We start from the raw sequence: 24,194 nt of genomic DNA, 5'->3' as shown, positions 1-24,194 counted from the left end.
TGGCCGACGCTGACGAACGCCGGACAGATTCCTTCGTGACAGGGTTGTCGCGGAGAAAGGGAGGATCCTACGTTGGGACCTCCGAATGAGAGCGACGGCTGGGGAGCAGATGGGCTTGGGCAGCGAACAAACGGAGCGCGGACTGACCGTGCTTCTCGGGCGCTTGACGGATGGTTTCAGCAAACTGGTGACTCAGCACCTCACGCTGGCGCGCGTGGAGTTGATGGAGGACGCGCGCGTCATGGGCTCGGACGTGGCGCGCATCGCCGCATTCGTACCCTTCGTGCTGGTGGGATACGCCTTCCTGTGCGCGGCGCTGTCCGCCTTCCTGGCCCGGTGGATCGGCTGGGACGGCTCGCTCGCGCTGGTGGGGGCCGTCAACCTCGTGGGTGGAGGCCTGGGCATCGCGCGCGCCGCCTCGCGGCTCAAGTCCTTCCAGCTCATGGACGATACCGCCCAGGAGCTCAACCGCAGTGTGACGGCGCTCGCGCAGACCCCGGTTCCGGCGGTCCAGCCCGCGACCCTTCCCCCGGAGGCCGGCAATGGCCGCTGATGGCAAGGCGCGCGCCGTGCCCCAGACGTCCGAGCAGATCCGCGCGGAGATCGAGCGCACCCGCGCCGAGCTGGCCCTGTCCGTGGGCGAGCTGCGCCAGGAGGTGGCTCGGCGCACGGACTGGCGCCAGTGGGTGATCGAGCGGCCCTATACGTGCGTGGGGGCGGCTTTTTTCATCGGATTCCTCATCGGCAATAGCCAAAGGCGCTGAGACGCCCCATCTTCGCAACCACCCTTCAATCCCCGAGAGGAGACGGTTTCCCATGGACGTCAATTCGCAGCAGCTGCAGGACAAGGCCCGCCAGATTCAGGAGAACCTCCTGCCGCAGCTCGACGAGGCGCGGCGCAACCTGGAGGACATGAACACGCGCGCGGTGAGCTTCATCCGCGCCAACCCGGGCACCTGTCTGCTGGGCGCCGTGGCCGTGGGCTTCATCATCGGGCGGATCGCCTCGCGCCGCTGAGCCCATCACCGTTTTCTCGACGCATCGGAGTTCCGACATGACGACCTTCCAGAGCAACCCGGGCAATGGCGGCCCGTCCTCCAACGGCACCCAGGCGCAGGGCAATGAGGGGCAGGACGGCTTCGGCCATCGGGTGGACCGGATCGGCTCGGACGCGCAGCAGCTGTGGGACGACGCGCGCGGCGCGGTGACGGACCTGCAGGACACGTTGGACATCAAGGGCCGCGTGGATCGCAATCCGTACCTGATGATGGCCGCGGCCCTGGGCGTGGGCTACGTGCTCGGCGGTGGGCTCTTCACGCGCACCACGGGACGGCTGCTGCGGCTGGGCGTGCGCCTGGCGGCGCTGCCCATGGTCAAGGACGAGCTCATCGGCATGGCCGAGGCGGCGCTGCGGGGCGTCGAGACGGGCGCCCGCATGGCCGGAACCGGCAATGCCGGTGGTTCGGATCGCCCCCAGGGTTCACAGGTGTGATTGACTGGCCTTCCCACCCGCCTCACATGGAGTGCCCGTGATGTTCAGCGCCAAGGATCTCAGGGATCTGAAGAAGATGGACAGGGACGATGTGCTCGAGCTGATTGGCCTCGAGACGAAGAAGGGCCCCACGGATTGGCTGTTGCCCGCGTTGGGCGCCTTTTCCGTGGGCATGCTGGTGGGCGCGGGCCTCGGCCTGCTGATGGCGCCCAAGCCCGGTGCCGAGCTGCGCGGAGATCTGCGCACCCGGCTGCAGGGCGGGGACACGCTGTCCAACGGCACCGGCCAGCAGCGCCCGGAGCCCGTGTCTCGCGGCGCCTGATTCCGTCGTCCGTGTTCCGCCCGTGACCCGGGCGGCCGTCGAGGGGCGATCCGCTCGGACCGGGTCGCCCCTTCGACTTTCCAGGCGGTAGAGTCCAGGGCCATGCGGGAGCTCGCGGCGTGACGTCGAGGAAGGGACGCAAGCCGGCCAGTGGCAAGGGCCGGGCAGGGAAGGGCGCCTCCGGTACGGACCCGAAGGTGGAGGCCTCCGTCCGGGGTCGTGATGTGGTGAGGCGCGAGGAATCGCCCCTGCGCCGCGCGACGCCGAGGGAGATGCCCGCCATCGATGGGGCGTGGGATGAGGGGAGTCCACTCCCCGCGCCCGTGCGGCCCCGGCGGCCAGCGGCACAGGAGCTTTCGTCCAGGCGCGTGTCCTCGCCGCGCCGGGACACTCCGCGCGACCTGCCCGCGGTGGGTGGTGGGGCAGGGACGCCCGCGGCTCACACCAGCGGCGAGCCAGAAGCGCCCGTGGCGTCCGCGGAGTCCGTGACGCGCGGAGTCCTGGCCCGGGTGCGTGGCATGGAGACGCTGGAGCCCGCCTATGAGGCCTGGCTCGAGCTGCGGCTGGCGTACGGCGCCGCGCGGGTGCGCTTCCAGGAGGAGCGTGAGCGGTTGGATCAACAGGGCTCCTTCCTGGTGGGCGCGGTGCGCGCGGCGAGTCAGGAGCGGGCCGCTTCGGCGGAACCCGCCCCGGCGGCGGAGCCGGCGCTCACCTCCGGGGATGCCCCCATGCGGGACTTCCTGCGCCAGGCCGAGGAGAAGCTGACGCGGGCCCGCGAGGCGCTCGCGAAAGAGGAGGCCGAGAGCGAGGCGCGCTTCCAGGCTGCCTTCGAGGAGATCCGCTCCACGGTGATGGACCGGGTGCGGCGTTATCTGGCCGGCTCGCCTCCTCGCTTGAGGCTGCTGCTGCGCAAGGTGGGGGCCACGCGCGCCATCCTCCATGTGGAGCGGGTGGGCGGGGATGCTCCCGTGCTGCTGGTGTACCTCTTCTCCGGGCGCATTCCCTCGCGCTACGGGTTCCTCTTCGATGATTCCACCGAGGACGTGGCGCTCCCGCCCGCGCCGCTCTACCCGGAGGAGGGGGTTGCGCCGGCGGAGGTGCGTCCGGAGGCCCCGGCCCTGGTGGCCCGGGTGCGCGCGCCGGGAGAGGTGCTGCCCGTGAAGGGGTTCCTGCCCGTCTTCGTCCCGCGTCCCGAGGGCGGCGAGGACTTCTTCCGCCTGCTGCAGCGCGGGCCGGTGATGGAAGTGGAGGTGGCCGAGGGCCCGGGCTTCCGCGGGGTGCTCACGCGAGAGGAGTCCGAGCGCTTCGCGGGCCACCTGTTGCGCCTCAAGCTCGAGGGCAGGCTCGAGCTCGAGGTGGAGGCGGGGTAGGGAACCCGAGGGGCAGGCACCCTCACCCCGACCCTCTCCCGAGGGGAGAGGGAGGATTGGCCGCGGCTACTCCAGGGTGTGCACCAGGCCGATGTCGGCGGTGCCCACGAGCAGCGTGCTGCCGGTGAACAGGTTGTCGGACTGCGCACCGCCGAGCTGCGCCGTCTGGAAGACGACGAGGTAGTTGCTGTCCTTCTGGGGGAAGGCGCTGCCCGGGATGGAGAGGGTATCCTTCTGCCACTCGCCAGTCGCCGTCACGAGCTGGAGGAAGTCCAGCGGCTCCTTCGGCATGTTGGTGTAGGTGGGCTGACCCTTCGCGCCTCCGTCGCCGAGCGGGAAGACGGTGACGAAGCCGAGCGTGCGCGCCTTGCCGCCAGCCACCGGGGGCCGCGTCAGCGAGAGGGACTGGCTGGCCATGTGCCGCACGTAGCCCCCGGTCGGGTGGAGCGTTTCAATCCGCTCCAGGGCCGGCGCGTCCTTCACCTGGCCCACGTGCGAGTTGCCGCCGTGCACGGCGACGAAGTTGTAGGTGGCGCCGTTCACATACTTCACGCCGGACTCGTCGCCGAAGGCGCTCGTCAGGCCGTAGGTGCCCGACGCATTGTTCTCGAGGGCGATGGTGCCTCCGTTCTGGACCTCGATGCGCACGGTGGCGTCGGTGATGGGCTCCGGGGTGCCCTGCTCGCCGTTGCGCGTGGCGAGGAAGACGAAGGCGGCCGTCTGGCCCGGAATGGTGATCCGCTCCTCGCCCGGGGGGATGCCGCCGTCGGGCAGCGTGCCGGCGTCGCCTCCAGCCATGGCGACCAGCGACACGTCCACGTCCGGCGTGGACAGCAGGGTACCCACCATCACCTTTTCGGCCAGGAGCTGGTCGAAGTTGCAGGCAAGGGGGACGAGCAGGAGAGCGGTCACGGCGGCGGACAGCAGGATGCGTTTCATATGCGTCTTTCCAGAAGGAGGGCCCGGTCCAGAAGGACGGCCCGGCGAGCGAGCATATCAGGGCCACGGGAGGGCTGGGGACGGGGGCCGAACGCGGTATGGTGCCTGCTCCCGTGCGAAGCCTTCCCATCTACTCGGCCGGTCTCCGCTTCCTGCAGCGGCTCGGCTACTCGCTCCTGCAGGCCACGCTTTTCGGCGCCATCCTGGGGCTGCTCGTCTTCTACCGCGTCCCCCGTGCCCTGCTGACCGAGGACGCCACACCCATCGCGCTGCTGGCCCAGCCCTCGGCGTTGCTGCAGTCCTGGGAGCGCGGCACCTATGACTGGCGCGCCCGCTCGTTGGGAGGCCGTTCCTCGCGCTCGGATCGCGTGGTGGTGGTGGCGCTCGATGACGAGACGCTCGCCGAGGCCCGCCAGGACGATCACCCCGGCATCGCCTCCAACCCGTGGCCCCGGGAAATTCTGGGCGGCCTGTCCAACCGGCTCGTCGACGAGGGCGCGGAGCTGGTGCTGCTCGACTTCCCCTTCACCGAGCGCAGCCCGCGCGCCTGCCTCGCGCAGGGCACGCCGGGTCTGGAGGGGCTGGACGACGATCAGGCCCTCCGCAAGCTGTTGGATCGCCACCCGGAGAAGTCGCTGCTGGCCTTCTCCTGGTCGCTGGACCGGGGCATCCCCGCGGGCAGCCGGTTGTGGCCGTACCGCGTGCGTCTGGGCACCTACCCGAACGAGGCCGAGGCCCGGAGCCGGGTGCAGAAGGTGCTGGCGGATCAGCGTCCTGCGTATCTCCTCCCCGCGGGCAACGCGCTGGAGGTGTGGGCAGGCGTGGCCAGTGAGCAGGAGGGCCAGCGGGTAGCACTGGAGCAGGGCGTGCGCGAGCCGCCGAAGGTGCAGGAGCGCCGCGTCACGGACGACACGCACCGCGTGGGCCCGCTCGAGCTCTTCGTGTCGCTGGCCGAGGTGCAGGTGGAGGGGCTGGACGTGGCGCAGCTGGAGGAGGTGAGGCAGTTGGAGCACCCGGTGGCGCCCCTGCTCGGCTCGGCGAGCCTGTACGGGTCCACCACCGTGCTGCCCGAGCCGGACGGCGTGGTGAGGTCCGTGCCCCACCTGGTGAGCTACCGCTCGCGCGAGGGAACCCGGCACGTGTTGCCCTCGCTGCCGCTGATGGCGGCGATGCGCCTGGCGAACACGCGCCAGCTGCGTTACGCGGATGGTCGGCTGTACGTGGGGGACCGCTTCTCCATCCCCATGGATGAGTCCGGCTACACCTTGGTGCGCTGGGATGCGGCGGAAGTAGGGCGCGGCTCACGAGGCTCGGTGTCGCGGGCCATTCCCGCGTGGAACCTGCTGCTCAACCTCTTCGCCGTGCGCGAGGGAGTGCCGCCCCGGGCGGTGCACGACATCGAGGGCCGCCTCATCGTCTTCACCAACACCTCGCGCCAGGGCATGCACTACCAGCACACGCCCATTGGTCAGTACACGCCCGCGGGCGCGGTGCTCGCGCAGTCCCTGGTGAACCTGCTGCAGTCCGAGGGCATCACCCGCGCCACGCCGCGGATGGATCTCTTCCTGACGCTGGGCATGGCCTTCATTGGCGCCTTCGTGGCGCTCACCTTCAACCGGGGTCTGCGCTCCTTCGGAGACGTGCTGATGTACCTGAGCGCCATGGGCGCGGTGGGCCTGCTCTACGCATGGGGGGCCTGGTACGTCTTCATCAACGAGCGCATGTGGGTGGCGATGATGGGCCCGCTGCTGGCCATGGGCCTCACCTTCATCTTCACCATCGTCCAGGCCTCGCGCTCCGAGCGGCAGCTGCGCCACTTCGTCACCGACGTGCTCGGCCGCTATGTCAGCCCCGAGGTGGCGCGGCTCGTCACGCGTGACCTGCGCCTGCTGACGCGGCCCGAGCGCCGTGAGGTAACGGTCTTCTTCTGTGACCTGGCTGGTTTCTCGCGGCTCTCCAAGGAACTGACGCCCGAGCGCCTCATCCAGCTGCTCAACGACTACCTGACGGACGTGACGGACGTGGTGCGATCCACGCGAGGCCAGGTGGACAAGTACATGGGCGACGCGGTGATGGCCTTCTGGGGCGCGCCCGTGCGCACCGAGCGCCATGCACACCACGCCTGCGAGGCCGCGCTGAAGGTGCGCACGGCGCTGTCGGAGCGCCGGGAGTACTGGGACAAGACGTATGGCCAGCACCTGCAGTGCCGCATCGGCATCGACAGCGGCGAGGTGCTGGTGGGCGGCATGGGCAGCGACTTCGAGTCCAAGTACTCCGTCATGGGCGAGTCGGTGAAGCTCTCCATGTTCCTGGAGAGCCTCAACCGTGCGTACGGCACCTTCGTGCTGGTGGGGGACACGGCGGCGCGGCTGGCGCAGGACGCCTACGTCTTCCGCGAAGTGGATCGGGTGCGGCTCAAGAACCGGGCAGAGCCCTCGCGCCTGCACGAGCTGGTGGGCCGCAAGGGAGAAATCTCCCAGCAGATGCAGGAGCAGCTCGCGCTCTACGAGCAGGCGCTCACCGCGTACCACCAGCGGCGCTTCGACGAGGCGCTGGCGCTGTTCACGCAGGGCGTGGAGACGTTCCAGGATCCAGTGGCCGGCGTCTATGCCGAGCGCTGCCGCAAGTTCGCCGCGGCGGCGCCTCCGGAGGACTGGGACGGCGTGTTCGCGCTCGAGGGGCAGTGAAGGAGGGCTGACGGCGGGGCGGGCTACTCCGCCTCGTCCGGGTGGCCGAAGAGCTCGACGACGGGCTTGTCCTGCTCGATGTGCTCGGCCACCACGCGCTTCATCTTCTCCGGGGTCATGTGCGAGTAGTACACCTCGCCCTCCCAGCCCATGAGCTGGAAGTCCTCGGGGGAGAGCGGATCCCTCTTGCGTCCCGTCTCCTCGCGGATGACGACGTTGGGACCCATGTGGCAGAAGCCGTAGCAGCCTCCGCGGTACAGCTCGCAGCGCACCTGGAGCTTGCGGGCGGACAGCTCGTCACGGGCGGCCGCGGCCACGGAGTCGGAGCCGCCTGCCTTGCAGCTCGAGCCCTTGCACACGGAGAGGCGGTAGCGCTTCATGCGTCACCCACCCTACGGCGTTTGCGGATGGGCGGAAAGGGTCGCGCGGCCGGTGAGGGCCAGCCCCCTCGCACGCAGGGAACCGGGTTGCAGGTAGGGGTTGAAACGACACCGGCCCGCCGTCCACCGCATGCGAGCGGGGAAGGCGGGCCGGAAGCCGGCGGAGCCGGACGTGTCCTACTTGAGGAACTTCGTCACGGGCACCGGGCCCTCGTTGGAGACGACGGTGGAGCGGGTGCCCGGGGTGGCGTGGTCGCCGTGCGAGTGGCCCGCAGCGAGCTCGTGGCCGCCGTGGTGCGCCTCGTGGCCCTCGCCGATGCGGGTATGGGCCTCCTTGTGCACGTGGGCCGGCTGCTCCGAGCCCGGGCGCTTGTTCCACGGATCGGACGGGTGCGACACGGCGGGCCCCTTGAGCAGCTTGGGGATGTCGTAGACGAAACCCTGCCGGTTGTACTCCGGCGGAGTGTGCGTGTACGTGTCCATGCGGATGGCGTCCTTGGGGCACGCGTCCACGCACAGGCCGCACACGATGCAGCGCAGCTCATCGATGACGAACTGGGTGGGGAACTTCTCGATGACGCGCGATTCACCCTCGGCCGCCTCCGCCTCGTACTCCCCGGCCTCGATGTAGATGCACTGGGCCGGGCAGATGGTGGCGCACATGTAGCAGGCCACGCAGCGCGGCTTGCCGTCCTCGCGCGGAACCAGCCGGTGCAGACCGCGGTACCCGGGAGGATAGGCAACCTTCTCCTCGGGGTACTGCACGGTGGTGACGAGGCTGGTGCCCTTGCGATCCTCGAACGGGACGCCGACCTCGCGGGTCCCGAAGAGGTTGCGCAGGAAGTGCCGCGTGGTGATGGCCAGACCCTTGATCAGCTCCGGCAGGTAGGAACGCTCGCGGATGTCGGTGCGGGGATCCTGAGTCGCCTTGTAAGCCATGGTGTCTTTCTCTCAGCCTAGTGCGAAGCCGCGGCGGCACCGGAGTGCGCACCGGAATGGGTGTCCGCGTGGGCGGCGTGGCCGTGGGCCGGCAGGCCGTGACCATGCGCATCGTGACCGTGCCCGTGGGCATCGTGGCCGTGTCCATGGCCGCCCCCGTGGCCCTCCTCGGACTTGAGCGCGGAGGACGTGGTCAGGGCGATCAGCACGCCGATCTGCAGCAGGCCGAACACCGCCAGCGCCCGGAGGGACGGATCCCACAGCACCAGCGCGCCCGTGGCGAACACGTTGAAGAGGCCGATGGGCAGGAGGATCTTCCAGCCCAGCGTCTGGATCTGATCGTAGCGGAAGCGCGGGAACGTCCAGCGGATGGCCAGCTGCAGCCACACGAAGAACATCACCTTCGCCCAGAACACGGTGCCCAGGATGGTGCCGTACAGCCAGCCGTGCTCCTTCATCAGCGCCAGGTTGGACAGCCACTCGCCGCCGAAGGGCAGGTGGTAGCCACCGAAGAAGAGCACCACGATGAGGCCGGAGAGGACCACGATCTCCACGAACTCGGAGATCATGAAGAGGCCGAACTTCATGCCCGAGTACTCGACGAAGTAGCCGATGATCTCCGACTCACCCTCGGGCGTGTCGAAGGGGGCGCGCTTGGTCTCCGCGAAGGCGGCGGCGAAGAACAGGAAGAAGCCCAGCGGCTGCAGCAGGAAGCCCCAGGCGGGCAGGCCGATGTCGAAGCCGCCGATCTTCCCCTCCCACAGGTAGCGGGCCTGGCCGGTGGCCGCGTTGCCCAGGCCCAGCTCGTTGGTCACGTTGCCCACGAAGGCGGGCAGCTGCACCGTGGAGAAGGCCATCATCAGACCCACCAGCGACAAGCCCAGCGCGACCTCGTAGGAGATCATCTGCGAGGCGGCGCGGACGCCACCGAGCAGCGCGAACTTGTTGTTGGAGGACCAGCCGGCCAGCGACGTGCCGTACACCGCCAGCGAGGCGATGGCGAACACGTAGAGCAGGCCGAAGTCCGGGGTGGCCACCACCATGTCCACGGTGTGGCCGAACACCTGCACCGTGGGGCCGGAGGGCACCACCGCGTACAGGGCGAACACCGGCGCGAAGGCCAGCATGGGCCCCAGGTTGTAGAGCAGCTTGTTGGCCGTGGCCGGGAGGAAGTCCTCCTTGAACAGCATCTTCATGCCGTCGGCCAGGAAGTGGGGGATGCCCACCAGGGCGCTGTCCTTGATGAGGGGCAGGTTGATGCGGGCGCGGTTGGGGCCGATGCGGTTCTGCATCAGCGAGCTCCACTTGCGCTCGGCCACCGTGAGCAGGGACGCGATGCCCATCACGACGGCCACCATCAGGATGGCCATGTTCGTCAGGCGGCTGCCGCCCGGGAGGACGCCCTCCACGAGACCGCCCACGGCATAGGCCAACGCCATGATGCCCACGAAGTGGGCGAACATGACGCCGAACCAGAACAGCATGGTGAGTGTGCGCTTCATTGTCAGATACCCCGGACCCTGGGAGCGCCGAACTCACGGTACCCCGGAGGCCGGCCGTCGGCGGCGGTCGGCAGCGGGTTGATGCCCGGCTTCTCCCGGTCGGGAGGAGCCGCCTTGTCCCAATCGAACTCGGCGAACGCGCTCACGGCCTTGCCCAGCTCGCGGAACACCTCGCGAGAGGACGTCCAGGCCGCGGTGCCACCCAGCTCACGGGTGAGCTCGGCCGCCAGCGCCCAGTGCCCCACGGCGTCACCCTTGGACGGGTAGGCCTTGCGGAAGCGCTGCACGATGCCGTCCCCCTGCACGAAGGAGCCATCGAACTCCACATGCGCGGAGGCCGGCAGCAGCACGGTGGCCTGCGCGGTGATGGGCGACTCGTTGGTGGCCTGCGCCACGAACACGTCCAGCTTCGCGGCCGCCTGGGCGAAGGTCTCCACGTTGCCCGGCACCTCGGTGCCCACGGCGTAGAGCGCCTTCACCTTGCCACCGTCGATGGCCTTCACCAGGTCCTCGAACGGCTTGAGCGTCAGCCCCAGGCCCTGGGCGATCAGCTCCAGGCCCTTGCGGTTGGGGTTGCGGTCCGCGGTGAGGAGGAAGTGGTCCGCCTGACCCTGCGGGCGGCCACCCACGTAGAGCTCCTTCGCGCCCAGCGTCGCCTTGGCGAAGGTGAGCGTGGCGAGCAGATCCTCGTTGGAGGCCACGGGCGAGGCGAGCACGGCCACCTGGCCCTTCACGCCGGAGAGCGCCTTGGCGGCGGCCTGGAGGGCCTCCTTGCGCGCCACTTCCGGACGGGCGGTGCCGGTGTCCTGCTGACGGCCCACCACGGCGCTGAGCACGCGCCCGGTGTTGAGACCCTTGTAGGTCTCGCGGCCGTGGTCGCACATCCAGCTCTTGTTGATGGCCTCGTTCTCGCGCGGGCGGTAGCGGTAGGTGTCCTGCGCCATGAAGTCCGCGTAGATGTTGCAGCCGCGCGAGCAGCCGGTGCACACGGACGGAGCGGCGGACAGGAACCAGGAGCGGGCTCGGAAGCGGAAGTCGCGGCTGAGCAGCGCGCCCACCGGGCAGATGTCCACGGTGTTGAGCGAGTAGTTGCTGTTGAGCTCGCTGCCCGGGAAGGTGTCGATGACCTCGTGGCTGCCACGGCCGAAGATGCCGAGCTGCGGCTCCTTCGGAATCTCGTTCATGAAGCGCACGCAGCGGCTGCAGATGATGCAGCGCTCCTGGTCCAGCACCACGCGGGGCCCCAGGACCTTGCGCTTGTTCTTCATGACCTTGCCGCCCTCGAGCCGGGAGGGGCGGTAGTCGTAGCGCATGTAGTAGTCCTGCAGCTTGCACTCACCGGCCTGGTCGCAGATGGAGCAGTCGACCGGGTGGTTGAGGAGCAGGAACTCCATGACGGCGCGCTGCTGCTCCTTCACCTTGGGCGTGTTGGTCTTGATGACCTGGCCCTCGACGAGCGGAGTCTGGCAGCCGGGCACCAGCTTGGGGGCGTTGGAGGCCTCCACCATGCACATGCGGCAGTTGGCCGCGATGGACAGGCGCGGGTGGTAGCAGAAGTAGGGGATGTCCGAGCCGACCATCTTGGCCGCCTCGACCATGTTCGTCCCCGGCTTCACGACGACTTCCTTGCCGTCGATGGTGCAGGTGATGAACCCCGGGTTCTTCGGCGGGGGCGGCCCGGCCGGCTTGGGCGCGGGCGGCGGGGGAGGCGCCGCGGTGGGAGCGCTGTGCGCGGCCGGAGGCGTCTCCAGCTTCGCGCCCGCGGGCGGGTTGGAGGGCTCGGAGCCGATCTTCGCCGCCGGCGTATCCGTGGGCGCGCCCTTCGGGGGCGGCTGGGCGTCTCCGGTGGGCTTCTTGGTGTCGTTGTCGCTCACTGCTCGACCTCGCCGCCGATCATGTTGATCGTGTCAAAGGTGGGAATGAGGTCCGCCAGCAGCTTGCCCTTGATGATGTGGGGCACGGCGGACAGGATGGGGTAGCCCGGCGCGCGCACGTGGACCTTGTACGGACGGCCGCTGCCGTCGCTCACCATGTACCAGCCCAGCTCGCCGTTGGCCGCCTCGGTGGCGTCGTACACCTCGCCGGCGGGCACCTGCACGCCCTCCATCACCAGCTTGAAGTGCGAGATGACACCTTCGATGGTGCCGTACACCTCGGGCTTGGGCGGCAGCGCGATGCGCCAGTCGTCCAGGATGATGGGGCCGGCCGGAATCTGCTTGAGCGCCTGGCGGATGATGCGATCCGACTGCTTCATCTCCTCGATGCGCATCAGGTACCGGTCGTAGTTGTCGCCCTTCTCACCGATCGGGACGTCGAAATCCATCCGGTCGTAGACCCAGTAGGGCTTCGCCTTGCGCACGTCGTAGTCGATGCCGCAGGCGCGCAGGCAGGGGCCCGTCCAGCCGTAGTCGATCGCGTCCTCGGCCGTGATGATGCCCGTGTCCTTGGTGCGGTCCACGAAGATGCGGTTGCGCGTGAGCAGCCCGTCCATCTCGCCGACCAGCTCCATCACCTTGTCGAGCGACTTGAGGACCTTCTCGCTCCAGCCCTCGGGCAGGTCGCGGTTCATGCCGCCAATGCGCCCGAAGTTGGTGGTCAGCCGGGCGCCCGTCAGCTCGGCGACGCGGTCCATGATGAGCTCGCGCGCCTCGACGCCGAAGAGGAAGGGCGCGAAGCCTCCCAGCTCCATGCCCGTCGCGGCCACGCACGTCAGGTGATCATGGATGCGGTGCAGCTCCGAGCCGATGACGCGGATGTACTGGGCGCGCTCCGGGATCTCCAGGCCGATGAGCTTCTCCACGGCGTTGAGGAAACCGAAGTTGTTCATCATCGCGGACACGTAGTTCAACCGGTCCGTGTACGGCAGGCACTGCGTCCAGGTGACGTTCTCGCAGCTCTTCTGGAAGCCGCGGTGCAGGAAGCCGATCTCACAGTCGATCTCGGCGATGTTCTCGCCCTCGAGCTCCACCTTCAGACGCACGGTGCCGTGCGTGGCGGGGTGGGAGGGGCCCATGTTCACGTACATCCGCTTGGTCTGGAGGTGGGCCTCCAGCTCCGCCTCGTGGGCGTAGGCGTCGGTGTCCGGGTTGGGCGCTTCGGGGGTGGGGGGTGACACGGGCTTGTGGGAGTCCGCCATGATGTCTGTCCTCGGGGGGCTGCCGGTGGGGGGCGCTCAGGAAACGCCGCTGGTACCGGGGCCGCGGAAGATGTCCTTGATGGGCCGCTCGGGGATGAGCGGCTGACGGTCGCGCAGGGCGTAGTCCTTGCGGAGCGGGTGGCCCTGGAACTCCTCGTACAGCAACACGCGGCGCAGGTCCGGGTGCCCCGAGAAGCGGATGCCGTAGAAGTCCCAGACGAAGCGCTCCCACCAGTCGGCGCCGCGGAACACGGACACGATGGAGGGCAGCTCCGGATGGGCCTCGCTCACGCGCACCTTGAAGCGCACGTGCTCGTGCCGCGACAGCGAGTAGACGAAGTAGACGACCTCGAAGCGCGGATCATTCTCCGCGAGGTGCAGGCGATCCACCGCGTCGATGGAAGTGAAGAGCTTGAAGTCCAGCTCGTTCTTCAGGAACGCGGCGACCTTGGGAAGGTGCTCCGCGTGGATGACGGCCCAGGCGCCGCCAGTGCGGTCGAGGTAGCGCTCCGCCACCGCCTCCGGAAACTGGGCGGTGACCCTGTCCAGTGCGAAAGTGCTCAAAGGGGGCCCCAATGCTGGCTATGGAATCCGGCGCGTTATAAGGATGCGGCCCGGGGGGCGTCAACGTAATCCCTCAGGCATCCTCACTACTTACGCGAGTCAGAAGCCGGCGTTCGCCGGAATGGGACTTCCGGGCCGACTCCTCGGTGCCCTCCCGGGCGCCCGGCGGCCCGGGAATGAAGGTGGAGACGGGCTCGCGTTTGCCGGCCACCGGGGTGGGGGGGAGTTCCTTCCAGTGAAATCCCTCGCCCGCCCGCTCCCGGGTCTCGCGGGAGACGAGCACCGGGGTGCGGTGCTGCTTGGTGAGGTACTCGATGCGGCTGGCCAGGTTCACCGTGTCGCCAATGGCGGTGTACTCCAGGCGGCGGGCGGTGGAGCCGATGTTGCCGAGCACCACCCGGCCGGTGTGCAGGCCCACCCCCATGCGCAGGCCGGGCTCGCCCCGGGCGGTCCGCTCGGCGTTGAGCGCCTCCAGCTCGCGCACCATCTCCAGGGCGCACTCCACGGCGCGCCGGGGGTGCTCCGGATCGGGCAGGGGGGCGCCGAAGTACACCATGAGTGCGTCCCCGATGAACTTGTCGAGCGTGCCGCCGTGGCGGAACACCACCTCCACCATGTGCCCGTAGTACTCGTTGAGGACGGCCACCACGGCCTCGGGGGGCAGCCGCTCGCTGAGCGAGGTGAAGTCCCGCAGGTCCGAGAAGAGGATGGTCACCTCGCGCAGCTCGGGGGTGGACACGGGCGAGGCCAGGTCCTGGAGGCGATCGGCCACCGCGGGGGAGAAGTAGCGGCCGAGCTGGGCGCGCTTGAGCTCCTCGCTCGTCACCGCGGAGATGAGCACGCGGATGCGGTGGAAGAGGTAGCGCGCGGCGGCGCCCGTCAGCACCAGCACCACCACCGCCACCACCCGCGCCCCCACACCGATGGAGGCCTCCGCTTGCAAGGTGACTTCGGCCAGGGCGGCGGTCACCGTCACGGCGATGATCACCGGACGGCGCAGGGACAGCGCGGACAGGACGATGACGCAGCAGTAGAGGCCCAGGGTGAAACCCGCCACGCCTCCAGGTGAAGGCGAGACGGGCAGGGCGAGGTGCTGCAGCCAGTAGATGGCCGGCACGTCCACCACCGCGAGCGACAGCCCGGCCCAGCTCGCTCCCGGGGGCCAGCGCAGCACGACGCCCACCGTCATCGCGGTGCACACCCAGTAGGCGCTGAAGGGCGGGAGGTACACCTCCCAGTCCGCCAGCCCCTGCACCCGGGCCAGGTACACCGTGACGGCCAGGATGGCGGACACGCCGAGGAAGCGCAGCAGCGCCAGGCGCACGGTGTTGTGCCGGCGCTCCTCCTCGAGGGCCCTCCCCACCGGCTCCCTCAGGAAGTCGATGAGAGGGGGTCGTGTCTGCCCGGACTCGTCCACGCGATCTCGGCGTTAAGGGGAATGGCGCATTCTCGCACGTACCCTGGAGGTCCGCACGGTTCGCGAGCCCGCCTGCTCGCCACTCGATTGCCACTGCAACTGGAGGCAGTGAAAAGGCGAGGGCCCCGCCACCTCCGGAGAGGTTCGCGGGGCCCTGGGGCCGCGGCACCGTGGGGTGCGCGGAGGCCTACTTGCCGAGGTTGTACTGGGAGGCCAGCAGATCGTGCGGCGCCGAGCCCCTGTGACCCACGCGGTGCACCTGGTTGCCGATCTTGTCCTGCAGCAGCTTGAGGCCGTCGAGCACCTGCTCGGGACGCGGCGGGCAGCCGGGGATGTAGACGTCCACCGGGATGATGCGGTCGATGCCCTGCAGCACGGCGTAGTTGTCGTAGAAGCCGCCCGAGGAGGCGCACACGCCGAAGGCGACGACCCACTTGGGCTCGGCCATCTGCTCGTACACGCGCTTGAGGATGGGCGCCTGCTTCTGGTTGATGGTGCCGATCACCATCAGCATGTCCGCCTGACGGGGCGAGAACCGGGGGAACTCGGCGCCGAAGCGGGCGATGTCGTGGCGGGCGGCGGCCACGGACATGAACTCCATGCCGCAGCACGCGGTGGCGAACGGGTAGGTGAAGAGCGAGTACTTGCGCGCCCAACCCAGGCCCTTGGACACCATCCGCTCGAAGAAGCCCATGGCGTCGTCGCGGCGGGTGGTCAGTACGGGTGCGATATCAGATTCAGCCATGATTCCTCAGTGCCCTCAGTGCTCCCACTCCAGGGCGCCCTTCTTCCAGATGTAGATAAGGCCCACCACGAGGGTCGCAGCGAAAACGAGCATCTCCATGTAGCCGAACCAGCCGAGCGCCTGGAAGTTGACCGCCCAGGGGTACAGGAAGACGGCTTCGACGTCGAACACGATGAAGAGCAGGGCCACCACGTAGAACTTCACCGCGAAGCGCTGGCGCGCCGGACCACTGCTCTCGGAGCCGGCCTCGAAGGGGGCGGACTTGATGGAGCTCGGACGCTTGGGGCCCAGGGCGGCGGCCAGCTTCACGATGATGAGCGACAGCACACCCGCGAGCAGCAGCACGATCGCCAGCGGCAGGTAGGGCGCCAGGGGATTGGGGTCGAGCGTGGGGTTCATTCGGCGCGGACCCTAGGGACACCGGGCAGCCGTGTCAATGGAGAAACCCGGGAAGCCAAGCCCTGGACATGACAGCGGAAAGCCCCGGGACACGCCTGGCCGTCCGCCCTCCGGTCCCAGCGGCCGGGGCGGGGAGTTTGACGCTCCGCGCACCGGGCGCCTAGGGTCACGGACTGGTGCGGCTTCCGATCAGATAGGAGAGAGCCCGGGCATGTGGGGTCGTCTCAGTTTGCGCTGGCAGGTGGCGTTCGCGGTGCTGGTTCCCAGCATCGCCGTGGCCCTGTTCAGCGGTTTCTACTTTCCGGATCAGCAGCGGAAGTCGGCGCTGGCGCGGCTCGAGGATCGCACCCGGGTGGTGGGCCTGATCGCATCGCATGATCTCTCGGCCGTGCTGGAGCAGGCCGGGGTGACGGCCCCGGATCGTTCAGAGTCCCAGCCGACGGCTTCGCGGGACACCAGTCTGCGGGCCGTGCCGCAGGTCCTGAATGTCTTCGACCGGGTGGAGCAGGCGGGTGGGGTGTCCTTCCAGACGGTGCTCACCCCCGGGGGCAAGGTGCTGTCCGAGCGTGGCACCGTGCCGAAGGGGCTGAAGGGTGGACCGGCCGAGGGCGAGGAGTGCTCGATGGTGGAGCTGCCCGGCTACCCGGTGCCGGTAGTCTTCTGCAGGTTGTCCGGGAACCACACCTACGTGGTGGGTCTGGACGCCGACGCCGACCAGGTGAAGCCGGAGTCCATGCGGGAGGCCCTCTGGGTGTACCTGGGCGCCATGGTGGTGGGCCTGTTCATCACCTTCTTCATCGGGCGGGCCATCGCCGAGCCGGTGACGCGCATGACGCAGGCGGCGCGCGAGGTGTCGCAGGGAGACCTGTCGCTGAGCGAGATGGACGTGGCCTCCGCGGGCGAGGTGCGCATGATGGCGCACTCCTTCAACGAGATGCTCGGCACGTTGCGCGGCACGGTGTCGGAGCTGCTGGCGCGGTTGGAGCAGCTCTCCAGCGCCTCGCGCGGGCTGACGGGGGCGTCGGCGGACCAGGAGCACGTCATCAGCCAGCAGGCGGCGTATGCCCAGCAGATCGCCGCGACCTTCGAGGAGCTGAGCCGCACGGCGGAACAGATTTCGAGCTCCACCGAGGTGGTGGAGTCCAGCGCGCGGCGCACGCACGAGGCGGTGGCCGAGGCGATGGCGGTGGTGGCGCAGGTGGTGGCGGGCATCAACGACATCCGCATGGAGTCCAAGGGCGTGGCGGACGCCATCGTGGGCCTCAACCAGGATTTGCAGCAGGTGTCGAAGATCGCCCAGGTGATCAACCAGGTGGCGGAGCGCTCGGACCTGCTGGCGCTGAACGCGGCGCTCGAGGGCACCAAGGCGGGCGAGGTGGGCCGGGGCTTCTCGCTGGTGGCGGCGGAGATGCGCAAGCTGGCGGAGAACGTGTCCGCGTCGGCGCGGGACATCGCCCGCATCGTGGAGAAGGTGCAGGACTCGGGCAACGAGGCGGCCACCAAGGCGCGCGTGGGCATGGCCACGAGCGACCGCGGCGTGGAGGTGGCGGAGCAGGCCTCGGCGGTGTTCCAGCGGATCGTCGAGCTGGCGCGTGGCACGAGCGAGGCGGCGCGGCAGATCACCATCGCCACGAGGCAGCAGCGTCAGTCCAGCGAGCAGGCGGTGCAGGGCGCGCGCAACGTGGCCGAGCTGGTGAAGCAGGGCGTGGACGCCACGGGCCGTACCACGCGGATCGCGCAGGATCTGCAGAACGTGGCGGACAGCCTCACGGTGCTCACCAGCAAGTTCAAGGTGGCCCGCGACCGCTGAACTCCCTCTCCCTCCGGGAGAGGGTCGGGGTGAGGGTATCCGCACCCCGGGTTCACCACTCGTAGTCGACTACGAGTGAGCGCCATCAGGCCGGCACGAGCTGGATGCGCGTCTTCTTCGGGGGCGCACCGAAGGGGAAGTAGGTCAGCTTGGGCTCCGCGGATCCCGGAGCCAGCTGAGGCTTCATTCCCCGGCGAGCCACCTCGCGAGCGAAGCCCGTGGCGAACTGCACGATCTCCACCCAGGCCAGGTGGTAGCCCAGGCAGAAGTGGGGACCACCCCCGAACGCCGCGGTCTCGATGGCCGACGGCGGCAGCCGCCTCCCCATCCAACGCGTGGGATCGCAGCGCTCCGGATCCGGGAAGAGCTTCGGGTCGTGGCCGTATGTTCCCACGGGGACGAGGATCGTCGTGCCCTTGGGCACCCGCTTGCCGTACAGCTCGAGGTCCTGGATGGCCTCGCGGCCCGTCCACGATACGGGCGGGTACAGGCGCAGCACTTCGCGGAAGAGCGCCTCGGCGAAGGGATGGCTTTTGAGTTCCTCGGGCGAGCGGGGCATGGACGGAGACGCCATGGCCTCATCCCGCAGCTGTTCCCAGAGCGCGGGCTGCTGGGCGAGCACGATGCCCATCCACGCCATCACCGACGCGGACGTCTCGTGCCCCGCGAGCGCCAGCAGGCGCAGGTTCTGGATGAGCTCGTCCTCGGTGAGCTCCTTGCCCTCCTCATCGCGCGCCTTGAGCAGCGCCGAGAGCGTGCCCGGCATCTCCGGCTTGCCGCGCGCCTTGGAGATCAGGCTGGAGAGGCGCGAATCGAGCCACTGCTTCCCCTGCCTGGCGCGCCGCGCGGGCGAGTAGGGGAAGTCGAGCTTGATGGGGAGGGCGCCCAGCACGAACTCGCGGTAGTTGTGGTTCCAGGCCGCGAGCTCCTCGTTGTCGATGCCGATGATGCGGAAGATGACGTCGAGCGTGATCCTCTGGGTCAGCTCCAGCAGGGAGAAGGGCTCCTGGGGAATGCGGGACGTGTAGGACTCGACGACCTCGGCCGCGATGGCGGAGGCACCGCTGGCGGTCAGGCCCCGGGGCGTGAAGGCCGCGCTCATGGCCGAGCGCAGGTTCCGGTGGGAGGCCCCATCCCGCGACATGAGGGAGTCACCGATGAAATCCGGCGACCCCTCGCGGATGAACTCGCTGCTGGTCACCTTGTTCTTGAGCAGCTCGAAGCCGGGCTCGCCCATGCACACGAGCGTGTAGCGGCCGATGTTCTTCGTCCAGAACAGCGGGCCCACCTTGTCCTCCGCGTCCCGGAGGAAGGCGAGGGCATTGCCCAGGGTGTGTGGGGCGTGTCCCAGGATGGGGAAGGCGCCAGGGAGGACGGGGATTCCCTCGCGGAGTTCCATCTGCTCGGGGGAGCGGGAGAACAGGTTCTTCAGCGCTTGCATGGAACCGTGCATACAAACGTCGCGGGCCCGGCACAACCCCACCCCGCGGTGTATGGGATTGCCCGTAGCATCTGCACGACAGTCACCATTCCCTACGCCCGCGCCGACGCGGCCCGGGCGCGCAGCTTCTCGAAGTTCTCCGGGGGCGTCGTCGAGTCACCGGGGCGCCGGCCCGGCGTCACCTGCTCGCCGTGGAAGTCGCTGCCCCCGGTGGTCACCAGATCGAACTCCTTCGCGAACCTCAGGTACTTCTCCCGCACGCTCGGGTTGTGGTCCGTGTGCAGCGCTTCCAGCCCGTCCAGGCCCTCGCGAGCCAGTTGCAGGATGTCGTAGCGCTCCAGCTTGGAGCTGCCCGGGTGCGCCAGCGTGGCCGTGCCTCCCGCGCGGTGGATGAGCCGGATGGCGTCCCGTCCCTCCAGCTTGAACCGGTCCGTCCACGCTGGCTTGCCCGCGCCCAGGAACCGGTCGAACGCCTCCTTCACGTCCAGACACCAGCCCTTCTCCACCAGCAGCCGCGCCAGGTGCGGCCTCCCCAGTTGCGCGCTCCCGGCAATCGCCCGCACCTCCTCCATCCGCACAGGGAAGCCCAGCTTCCGCATCTGCTCCACCATCCGCTCCATGCGCTGCTCGCGCTCCACCCGCAGCCGCTCCGCGAAACGGGCCAGCTCCGGGAAGTCCGGCCGCACGAAGTGCCCCAGGATGTGCACCTCCTTCTTCAGCACGAACGCGGACACCTCGATGCCCGGCACCAGCTCCACCCCGTGCGCCCTCGCCGCCTCCGCCGCCTCCGCCAGCCCCGCCACCGTGTCGTGGTCCGTCACCGCCAGCGCCGTTACCCCCGCGCTCGCCGCGAGGGACAGCAGCTCGGCGGGCGAGTGTTGGCCATCACTCGCCGTGGTGTGGGAATGCAGATCGATCACGGCTCACTCCAGGGGCCTCGGGTTGTACGCTCCGCCTACCATCCATAGGATGTGGGATATCCCTTGGATTCGCCAGCCTGTGGGTTCCCCGGGAGGAGGAGCGTCATGGCCAAGGACGACACCATCGAGAACCGCGTGTACCTCTTCGAGTCGTTGGCGAGCAGCTACATCTCCGCCGCGTCCGAGATGCTGTCCTCCGACGACGAGGCCGTGCGCGCCCGGGCGCGGCGGGCCCTGGCGGAGTTGGCGTACGTGTCCTGTGTTGTGTCGGACACCGGGCACCTCACCGCCGAGCAGGTACGCGAGCGCGTGCTTGGCACTCCCGAGACGGATGACAAGGGCGCCAAGGACAAGAAGCGCAAGTAAACCCGTGTTCCCCTCGGCGCGCGGGCGGTGGTAGATCGCGCGCCATGGCCAAGAACCCCTCGAACAACCGAAAGAACCTGCGCGCCCACTACTCGGGAGCACGCAAGGCGGATCCGCGTCCCATCACCGGCAAGGAGTCGCCCACCGAGCTGCTCGAGCACGCCTTCTCGGCCTACGTGGGACGCCAGGAGCGCACCGCGTTCGAGCTGATGCGCCGCTCCATGGAGGTGGATGCCTCCATCTTCCTCACGCTCTCGGGCGCCATGACGCCGGCCGGCCTGCACCAGAGCTGCATCATCCCGCTCATCGAGAAGGGCGTCATCTCCGCCCTCACCACCACCGGCGCCAACCTCTACCACGACGCCCACCGCATCATCGGCCACGCCATCCGCGAGGTGAACCCCAACGCGGGTGACCTCCAGTACCGCCTGGCCCGCATCATCCGCATCTACGACCTGGGCTTCTGGGAGGAGGCCCTGCTGGACACCGACCGGCTCTTCTCCGCCCTCCTGCGCCGCCCCGAGTTCCAGCGCAAGATGACCACGCCCGAGTTCCACTACCTGCTCGGCAAGAACATCCAGGCCATCGAGAAGAAGCTCGGCGTGAAGCAGCCCTCGCTGCTGTCCACCTGCTACAAGTATGGCGTGCCCATCTTCGTGGGCGCCGTGCAGGACGGCTCCATCTTCCTCAACGCCGTCAAGCTCAAGCGCCTCATGGGCGATGAGTTCAAGTTCGAGATCGACATCAACGACGACGTCTACTGGATGTCGGCGATCCAGCACTACTGCCGCCACCACTTCTCCAACAAGATGGCCATCTGGATCCTCGGCGGTGGCGTGCCCAAGAACTACACGCTCCAGGGCGAGCCGCTGCTGGACCAGATTCTCGGCGTGCCCACGGACGGCTTCGACATCGACGTGCAGTTCTGTGTGGACCCGGTGGACAACGGCGCGCTCTCCAGCTGTCCGGCCGGTGAGGGCCACACCTGGGGCAAGGTGTCCATGGAGGCCGTGGAGGCCGGCTCCATGTACGTGCACACCGACGTCACCGCCGTCTTCCCGTGGCTCACCCACGCCCTGCTCAGCGACACGAAGATGAAGCGCAAGCCGCGCCGGCTGATGGACGTGATGCAGGAGGCGGTGACCTTCCTCGACAAGGACGTGCAGAAGCGCCGCAAGTCGCTGCTGAAGACGATCGACTGGAGCCCCGACGAGGCGAAGCCGGATCCGACGGAGCACGAGACCTACGTCCGCTGAGGCGGCGTCAGAACAGGAGCCATGACCATGAGCCAACCCACTCCCGCCACCGGCGTCGTGATGAACGTCGCGAGCGCGCCGGGCTTCCACTGCAAGCTGGAGCACGGTCCGTCCGGCACGAACATCACCACCGAGGCCCCCAAGGACAACGGCGGCACGGGCATGTCCTTCTCGCCCACGGACCTCGTGGGCGCGGCGCTCGCCTCCTGCGCCCTCACCACCATGGCCCTGGCCGCCTCGCGCGAGGGGATTCCCTTCGGTGATGCGCGCGCCCGGGTGGAGAAGCGCATGACGCCTCCGCCGCGCCGCATCGGCGAGCTGGTGCTGGAGATCGACATGCCCGCGGGCCTCTCCGCCGCGCACCGCGCCCGGCTGGAGGAGGTGGCGCACGGCTGCCCCGTCACGCGCAGCCTGCACCCGGACGTGAAGATCCCCCTGACCTTCCGCTACCCCGACGAGGCCCGGTAGGCGGAAGAAGGCCCGCTCCGCCGTCTGCCCTCCGATCGCCCGGGCGTGGTGTCCTGCGCCAGCGCCCGGGCATGCCGACCCTCCGCACGGTGGGAACGAGCACGAGGAGGGTGGCGTGAACGTGGCGCTGTTGAGGATCTACCTGAATGATCATCTGGCGGGCTCGATCGGGGGCCTGGAACTGGCGCGCCGCGCGAAGGCGGAGAACGCCGACAACGCCGTGGGTGAGTTCCTGGAGACCTTTCATCAGGAGCTGATGGAGGATCGCGCGATCCTCCTGAGCGTGATGTCGGCCCTGGGGTTCAAGCCCGACATGCTGAAGCAGGGCGCGGCCTGGGTGGCCGAGAAGCTGGGCCGCCTGAAGCTCAACGGACAGCTGCTGGGCTACTCGCCCCTGAGCCGTGTGGTGGAGCTGGAAGGGCTGTGCCTGGGCACCGAGGGGCGGTTGTCCATGTGGCGGACGCTGCGGCGGCTGTCGCGAAAGGACGAGCGCCTGGGCCGCTTCGACTTCTCCTCGCTCATCGCCCGGGCCGAGCACCAGCGGCGCACCCTGGAGCGGCTGCGCCAGCAGTGCTCGGACGAAGCCTTCCTCGAGCCAGGAGCGGGCTCCGTGCTGCGTCTTACTCCCTCGCCTTCCGAGAGAGAGGCGCACTGAGCCGCTCCGCTCCCTCGCCCGCTCGTGGGCGCGCTCGAAGGTGGTAGCGTGCCCACCAGAGGGAGCGACATGACGGAACTGGAGCCGCTGCTTCAGCGCATCGAGCAACTCACGCCGCACTTCGGCAGGGCCCAGGAGGATCTGGTGGCCCTGGCCACCCGGGGACGCACCCGGGACTACAAGGGCGTGCTGCAGAACGCCCGGCTCGTGCTCGAAATGCTCCTGCGCTCGATGGTCAGCACCGAGCTGAAGCAGACGCCGGGCAAGGCGATGCTCGACGAGCTGATCACCAAGTTCCGCCAACAAGCGCACGCCGGAATCATCCCCACCCATATCCTCGCGCACATGGGGACGGTGCAGGCCTGGGGAAACCTGAGCTCGCACGACCACGCGGGCGGGCTTCACGACGGCACGGGCGTGAAGGTGGACCTCCAGGAGGCGGTGACGAGCCTCAACTCCCTGGTGGCCATCCTCACCTGGTACCACGAGTCATACGGCCAGCAGCGCGCGCCCACCCCGGTGCCGGATGCTCCCGTGAAGGCGACGCCCCCGGCTCCCACGGTGTCCCCGGTGAGGCGGGGTCCATCGGCCCGGCCCGCGGACGGAAGGCGGCTGGCGCTGGCGGGGGGCGTCGCCCTCGTGGCGGTGGCCTCGGGCCTGGGCGTGCTCGCGTACCGTCCCATGGCCGGGTCGTCCTCCTCCTCGGCTCCGAGCCTCCGGGAAAAGGTGGATGCGCTCTACGCGGCGAACGCGGAGCCTCCTCCTCCCGCCGATTGCCAGGAGAAGGACCCCCAGGGGCTCGTGATGCTCCTCGAGATGGGCTCGAAGCTCGCGGACCGCGTCCCGGAAAAGGACCGGGTCCGCGAGGCCACCGCGGCGCTCCCCGCGCTGCGGGCCCGGGGTCCCCACTGGAGCCCGGAAGGGTGGTTCCACGTGGCCAGGGCGAGCCTCCTGGCGGGCCAGCCCGATGCGGAGGCCATGAACAAGGCGCTCCTGTGCGCGAACTTCGCGGCGGCGGAGAATCTCGCTGGAAGGGTGGGGGTGGCCCAACAGAACCTGAAGGAGGCCGTGGAGCGCCTCACCCGCGCCGCGGAGCTGGACGCACGGTTCTGGAAGCCTCGCTACAACCTGGGGTTGATCTATTTGCAGGTGCTTCGCGTGGACAAGGCCGTGCTGTGGTTGCAGCGCGCGGCCGAGAGCGCTCCCGAGGTCTCGGATATCCACTTCAGGCTGGGAGAGGCCTACCAGGCGCGGGCCCGGGAGACCGAGACGGCTGGCAAGGCCCAGGAGGCCGTCGCGGACCATGAGCTCGCCCGGGCCTCCTTCTGCCGCGCGAAGTCTCTCGGCCATCCGGAAGCCGCTGGCCTCTGCTCGGCTCCCTGAGAC

Annotated in this window: 25 protein-coding genes; 13 read left to right on the top strand and 12 right to left on the bottom strand. The window is 69.1% G+C overall.

The genetic code is table 11. The features are described from left to right. Positions 1-109: 109 nt before the first annotated feature. From BO221_RS31705 to BO221_RS31680, 6 genes are all read left to right on the top strand, one after another. Positions 110-553 carry a phage holin family protein gene (locus tag BO221_RS31705; protein ID WP_073564572.1) on the top strand — a complete coding sequence of 148 codons (444 nt, stop codon included), beginning with the start codon at positions 110-112 and terminating at the stop codon, positions 551-553. Then, the gene (locus tag BO221_RS31700) at positions 543-764 is read left to right on the top strand and encodes a DUF3618 domain-containing protein (RefSeq protein ID WP_073564571.1); all 222 of its coding nucleotides are present in this window, start codon (positions 543-545) and stop codon (positions 762-764) included. Before BO221_RS31705 ends, BO221_RS31700 begins: the two co-directional genes overlap by 11 nt. Before the next feature lie 52 nt (positions 765-816). Then, a complete protein-coding gene (locus BO221_RS31695; RefSeq protein WP_073564570.1) occupies positions 817-1,017 on the top strand; it encodes a hypothetical protein in 201 nt (66 codons plus the stop codon). A gap of 37 nt (positions 1,018-1,054) precedes the next feature. Beyond that, positions 1,055-1,492 carry a hypothetical protein gene (locus BO221_RS31690; RefSeq protein ID WP_043403451.1) on the top strand — a complete coding sequence of 146 codons (438 nt, stop codon included), beginning with the start codon at positions 1,055-1,057 and terminating at the stop codon, positions 1,490-1,492. Positions 1,493-1,532: 40 nt separating this feature from the next. Beyond that, a complete protein-coding gene (locus BO221_RS31685; RefSeq protein WP_073564569.1) occupies positions 1,533-1,814 on the top strand; it encodes a YtxH domain-containing protein in 282 nt (93 codons plus the stop codon). Positions 1,815-1,933: 119 nt separating this feature from the next. Next, entirely contained in the window at positions 1,934-3,184 is a 1,251-nt protein-coding gene (locus BO221_RS31680) for a hypothetical protein (protein WP_369865905.1), read from the top strand. Between the two features lie 66 nt (positions 3,185-3,250). On the opposite strand, the gene BO221_RS31675 is transcribed toward BO221_RS31680, so the two are convergent. After that, positions 3,251-4,123 carry a hypothetical protein gene (locus BO221_RS31675; protein WP_233166331.1) on the bottom strand — a complete coding sequence of 291 codons (873 nt, stop codon included), beginning with the start codon at positions 4,121-4,123 and terminating at the stop codon, positions 3,251-3,253. A 113-nt stretch (positions 4,124-4,236) separates the two neighbouring features. Here BO221_RS31675 and BO221_RS31670 point away from each other — a divergent pair, with 113 nt between their 5' ends. Next, complete coding sequence (locus tag BO221_RS31670; RefSeq protein WP_198956223.1) at positions 4,237-6,810, top strand: adenylate/guanylate cyclase domain-containing protein; 2,574 nt, start codon at positions 4,237-4,239, stop codon at positions 6,808-6,810. A 23-nt stretch (positions 6,811-6,833) separates the two neighbouring features. Here BO221_RS31670 and BO221_RS31665 read toward each other — a convergent pair whose 3' ends face one another. From BO221_RS31665 to BO221_RS31625, 9 genes are all read right to left on the bottom strand, one after another. Next, a complete protein-coding gene (locus tag BO221_RS31665; protein WP_073564568.1) occupies positions 6,834-7,190 on the bottom strand; it encodes a ferredoxin in 357 nt (118 codons plus the stop codon). 177 nt (positions 7,191-7,367) lie between these two features. Continuing rightward, the gene (locus BO221_RS31660; RefSeq protein WP_073564567.1) at positions 7,368-8,129 is read right to left on the bottom strand and encodes an NADH-quinone oxidoreductase subunit I; all 762 of its coding nucleotides are present in this window, start codon (positions 8,127-8,129) and stop codon (positions 7,368-7,370) included. A 17-nt stretch (positions 8,130-8,146) separates the two neighbouring features. Next, positions 8,147-9,631 carry a complex I subunit 1 family protein gene (locus BO221_RS31655; protein WP_073564566.1) on the bottom strand — a complete coding sequence of 495 codons (1,485 nt, stop codon included), beginning with the start codon at positions 9,629-9,631 and terminating at the stop codon, positions 8,147-8,149. A 2-nt stretch (positions 9,632-9,633) separates the two neighbouring features. Next, positions 9,634-11,505, bottom strand: a complete 1,872-nt coding sequence (locus BO221_RS31650; RefSeq protein WP_073564565.1) for a 2Fe-2S iron-sulfur cluster-binding protein — start codon at positions 11,503-11,505, stop codon at positions 9,634-9,636. Continuing rightward, positions 11,502-12,767, bottom strand: a complete 1,266-nt coding sequence (gene nuoD / locus BO221_RS31645) for an NADH dehydrogenase (quinone) subunit D (RefSeq protein WP_073564564.1) — start codon at positions 12,765-12,767, stop codon at positions 11,502-11,504. The genes BO221_RS31650 and nuoD overlap by 4 nt, the downstream gene beginning before the upstream one ends. A 36-nt stretch (positions 12,768-12,803) precedes the next feature. After that, positions 12,804-13,316 (bottom strand): NADH-quinone oxidoreductase subunit C, encoded by a 513-nt coding sequence (locus BO221_RS31640; RefSeq protein WP_073564793.1) that lies wholly within the window; start codon positions 13,314-13,316, stop codon positions 12,804-12,806. Positions 13,317-13,404: 88 nt separating this feature from the next. Continuing rightward, on the bottom strand, positions 13,405-14,748 hold the full coding sequence (locus tag BO221_RS31635; RefSeq protein ID WP_233166330.1) for an adenylate/guanylate cyclase domain-containing protein: 1,344 nt from the start codon (positions 14,746-14,748) through the stop codon (positions 13,405-13,407). A gap of 187 nt (positions 14,749-14,935) precedes the next feature. Next, entirely contained in the window at positions 14,936-15,493 is a 558-nt protein-coding gene (locus tag BO221_RS31630) for an NADH-quinone oxidoreductase subunit B (protein WP_073564563.1), read from the bottom strand. A gap of 15 nt (positions 15,494-15,508) precedes the next feature. Then, entirely contained in the window at positions 15,509-15,892 is a 384-nt protein-coding gene (locus BO221_RS31625; protein ID WP_073564562.1) for an NADH-quinone oxidoreductase subunit A, read from the bottom strand. 211 nt (positions 15,893-16,103) lie between these two features. Between BO221_RS31625 and BO221_RS31620 the strand changes: the two genes are divergently transcribed. Next, positions 16,104-17,702: a methyl-accepting chemotaxis protein gene (locus tag BO221_RS31620; RefSeq protein WP_073564561.1), complete on the top strand. Its 1,599-nt coding sequence runs from the start codon at positions 16,104-16,106 to the stop codon at positions 17,700-17,702. Between the two features lie 85 nt (positions 17,703-17,787). Here BO221_RS31620 and BO221_RS31615 read toward each other — a convergent pair whose 3' ends face one another. Both BO221_RS31615 and BO221_RS31610 read right to left on the bottom strand, forming a co-directional pair. Continuing rightward, on the bottom strand, positions 17,788-19,143 hold the full coding sequence (locus BO221_RS31615) for a cytochrome P450 (protein ID WP_158079945.1): 1,356 nt from the start codon (positions 19,141-19,143) through the stop codon (positions 17,788-17,790). Positions 19,144-19,235: 92 nt separating this feature from the next. Further along, positions 19,236-20,063, bottom strand: coding sequence for a PHP domain-containing protein (locus tag BO221_RS31610; RefSeq protein ID WP_073564559.1), 828 nt, complete (start codon positions 20,061-20,063; stop codon positions 19,236-19,238). 105 nt (positions 20,064-20,168) lie between these two features. On the opposite strand from BO221_RS31610, the gene BO221_RS31605 reads away from it, so the two are divergent. The 5 genes from BO221_RS31605 (at position 20,169) to BO221_RS31585 (ending at position 24,191) form a co-directional block, all read left to right on the top strand. Beyond that, complete coding sequence (locus BO221_RS31605; RefSeq protein WP_073564558.1) at positions 20,169-20,429, top strand: hypothetical protein; 261 nt, start codon at positions 20,169-20,171, stop codon at positions 20,427-20,429. Positions 20,430-20,473: 44 nt separating this feature from the next. Then, complete coding sequence (locus BO221_RS31600; RefSeq protein WP_043405802.1) at positions 20,474-21,685, top strand: deoxyhypusine synthase family protein; 1,212 nt, start codon at positions 20,474-20,476, stop codon at positions 21,683-21,685. A gap of 27 nt (positions 21,686-21,712) precedes the next feature. Beyond that, positions 21,713-22,153 carry an OsmC family protein gene (locus tag BO221_RS31595; protein WP_073564791.1) on the top strand — a complete coding sequence of 147 codons (441 nt, stop codon included), beginning with the start codon at positions 21,713-21,715 and terminating at the stop codon, positions 22,151-22,153. Between the two features lie 115 nt (positions 22,154-22,268). Then, entirely contained in the window at positions 22,269-22,808 is a 540-nt protein-coding gene (locus BO221_RS31590; protein WP_073564557.1) for a hypothetical protein, read from the top strand. 69 nt (positions 22,809-22,877) lie between these two features. Next, the gene (locus BO221_RS31585; RefSeq protein WP_073564556.1) at positions 22,878-24,191 is read left to right on the top strand and encodes a M48 family metallopeptidase; all 1,314 of its coding nucleotides are present in this window, start codon (positions 22,878-22,880) and stop codon (positions 24,189-24,191) included. Positions 24,192-24,194: the final 3 nt, after the last annotated feature.

The organism is Archangium sp. Cb G35 (assembly GCF_001896145.1).
Taxonomy (GTDB): Bacteria; Myxococcota; Myxococcia; order Myxococcales; family Myxococcaceae; genus Archangium; species Archangium violaceum.
The sequence above is the reverse complement of the archived record's forward strand: the minus strand, read 5'-3'. Positions and strand labels throughout refer to the sequence as shown.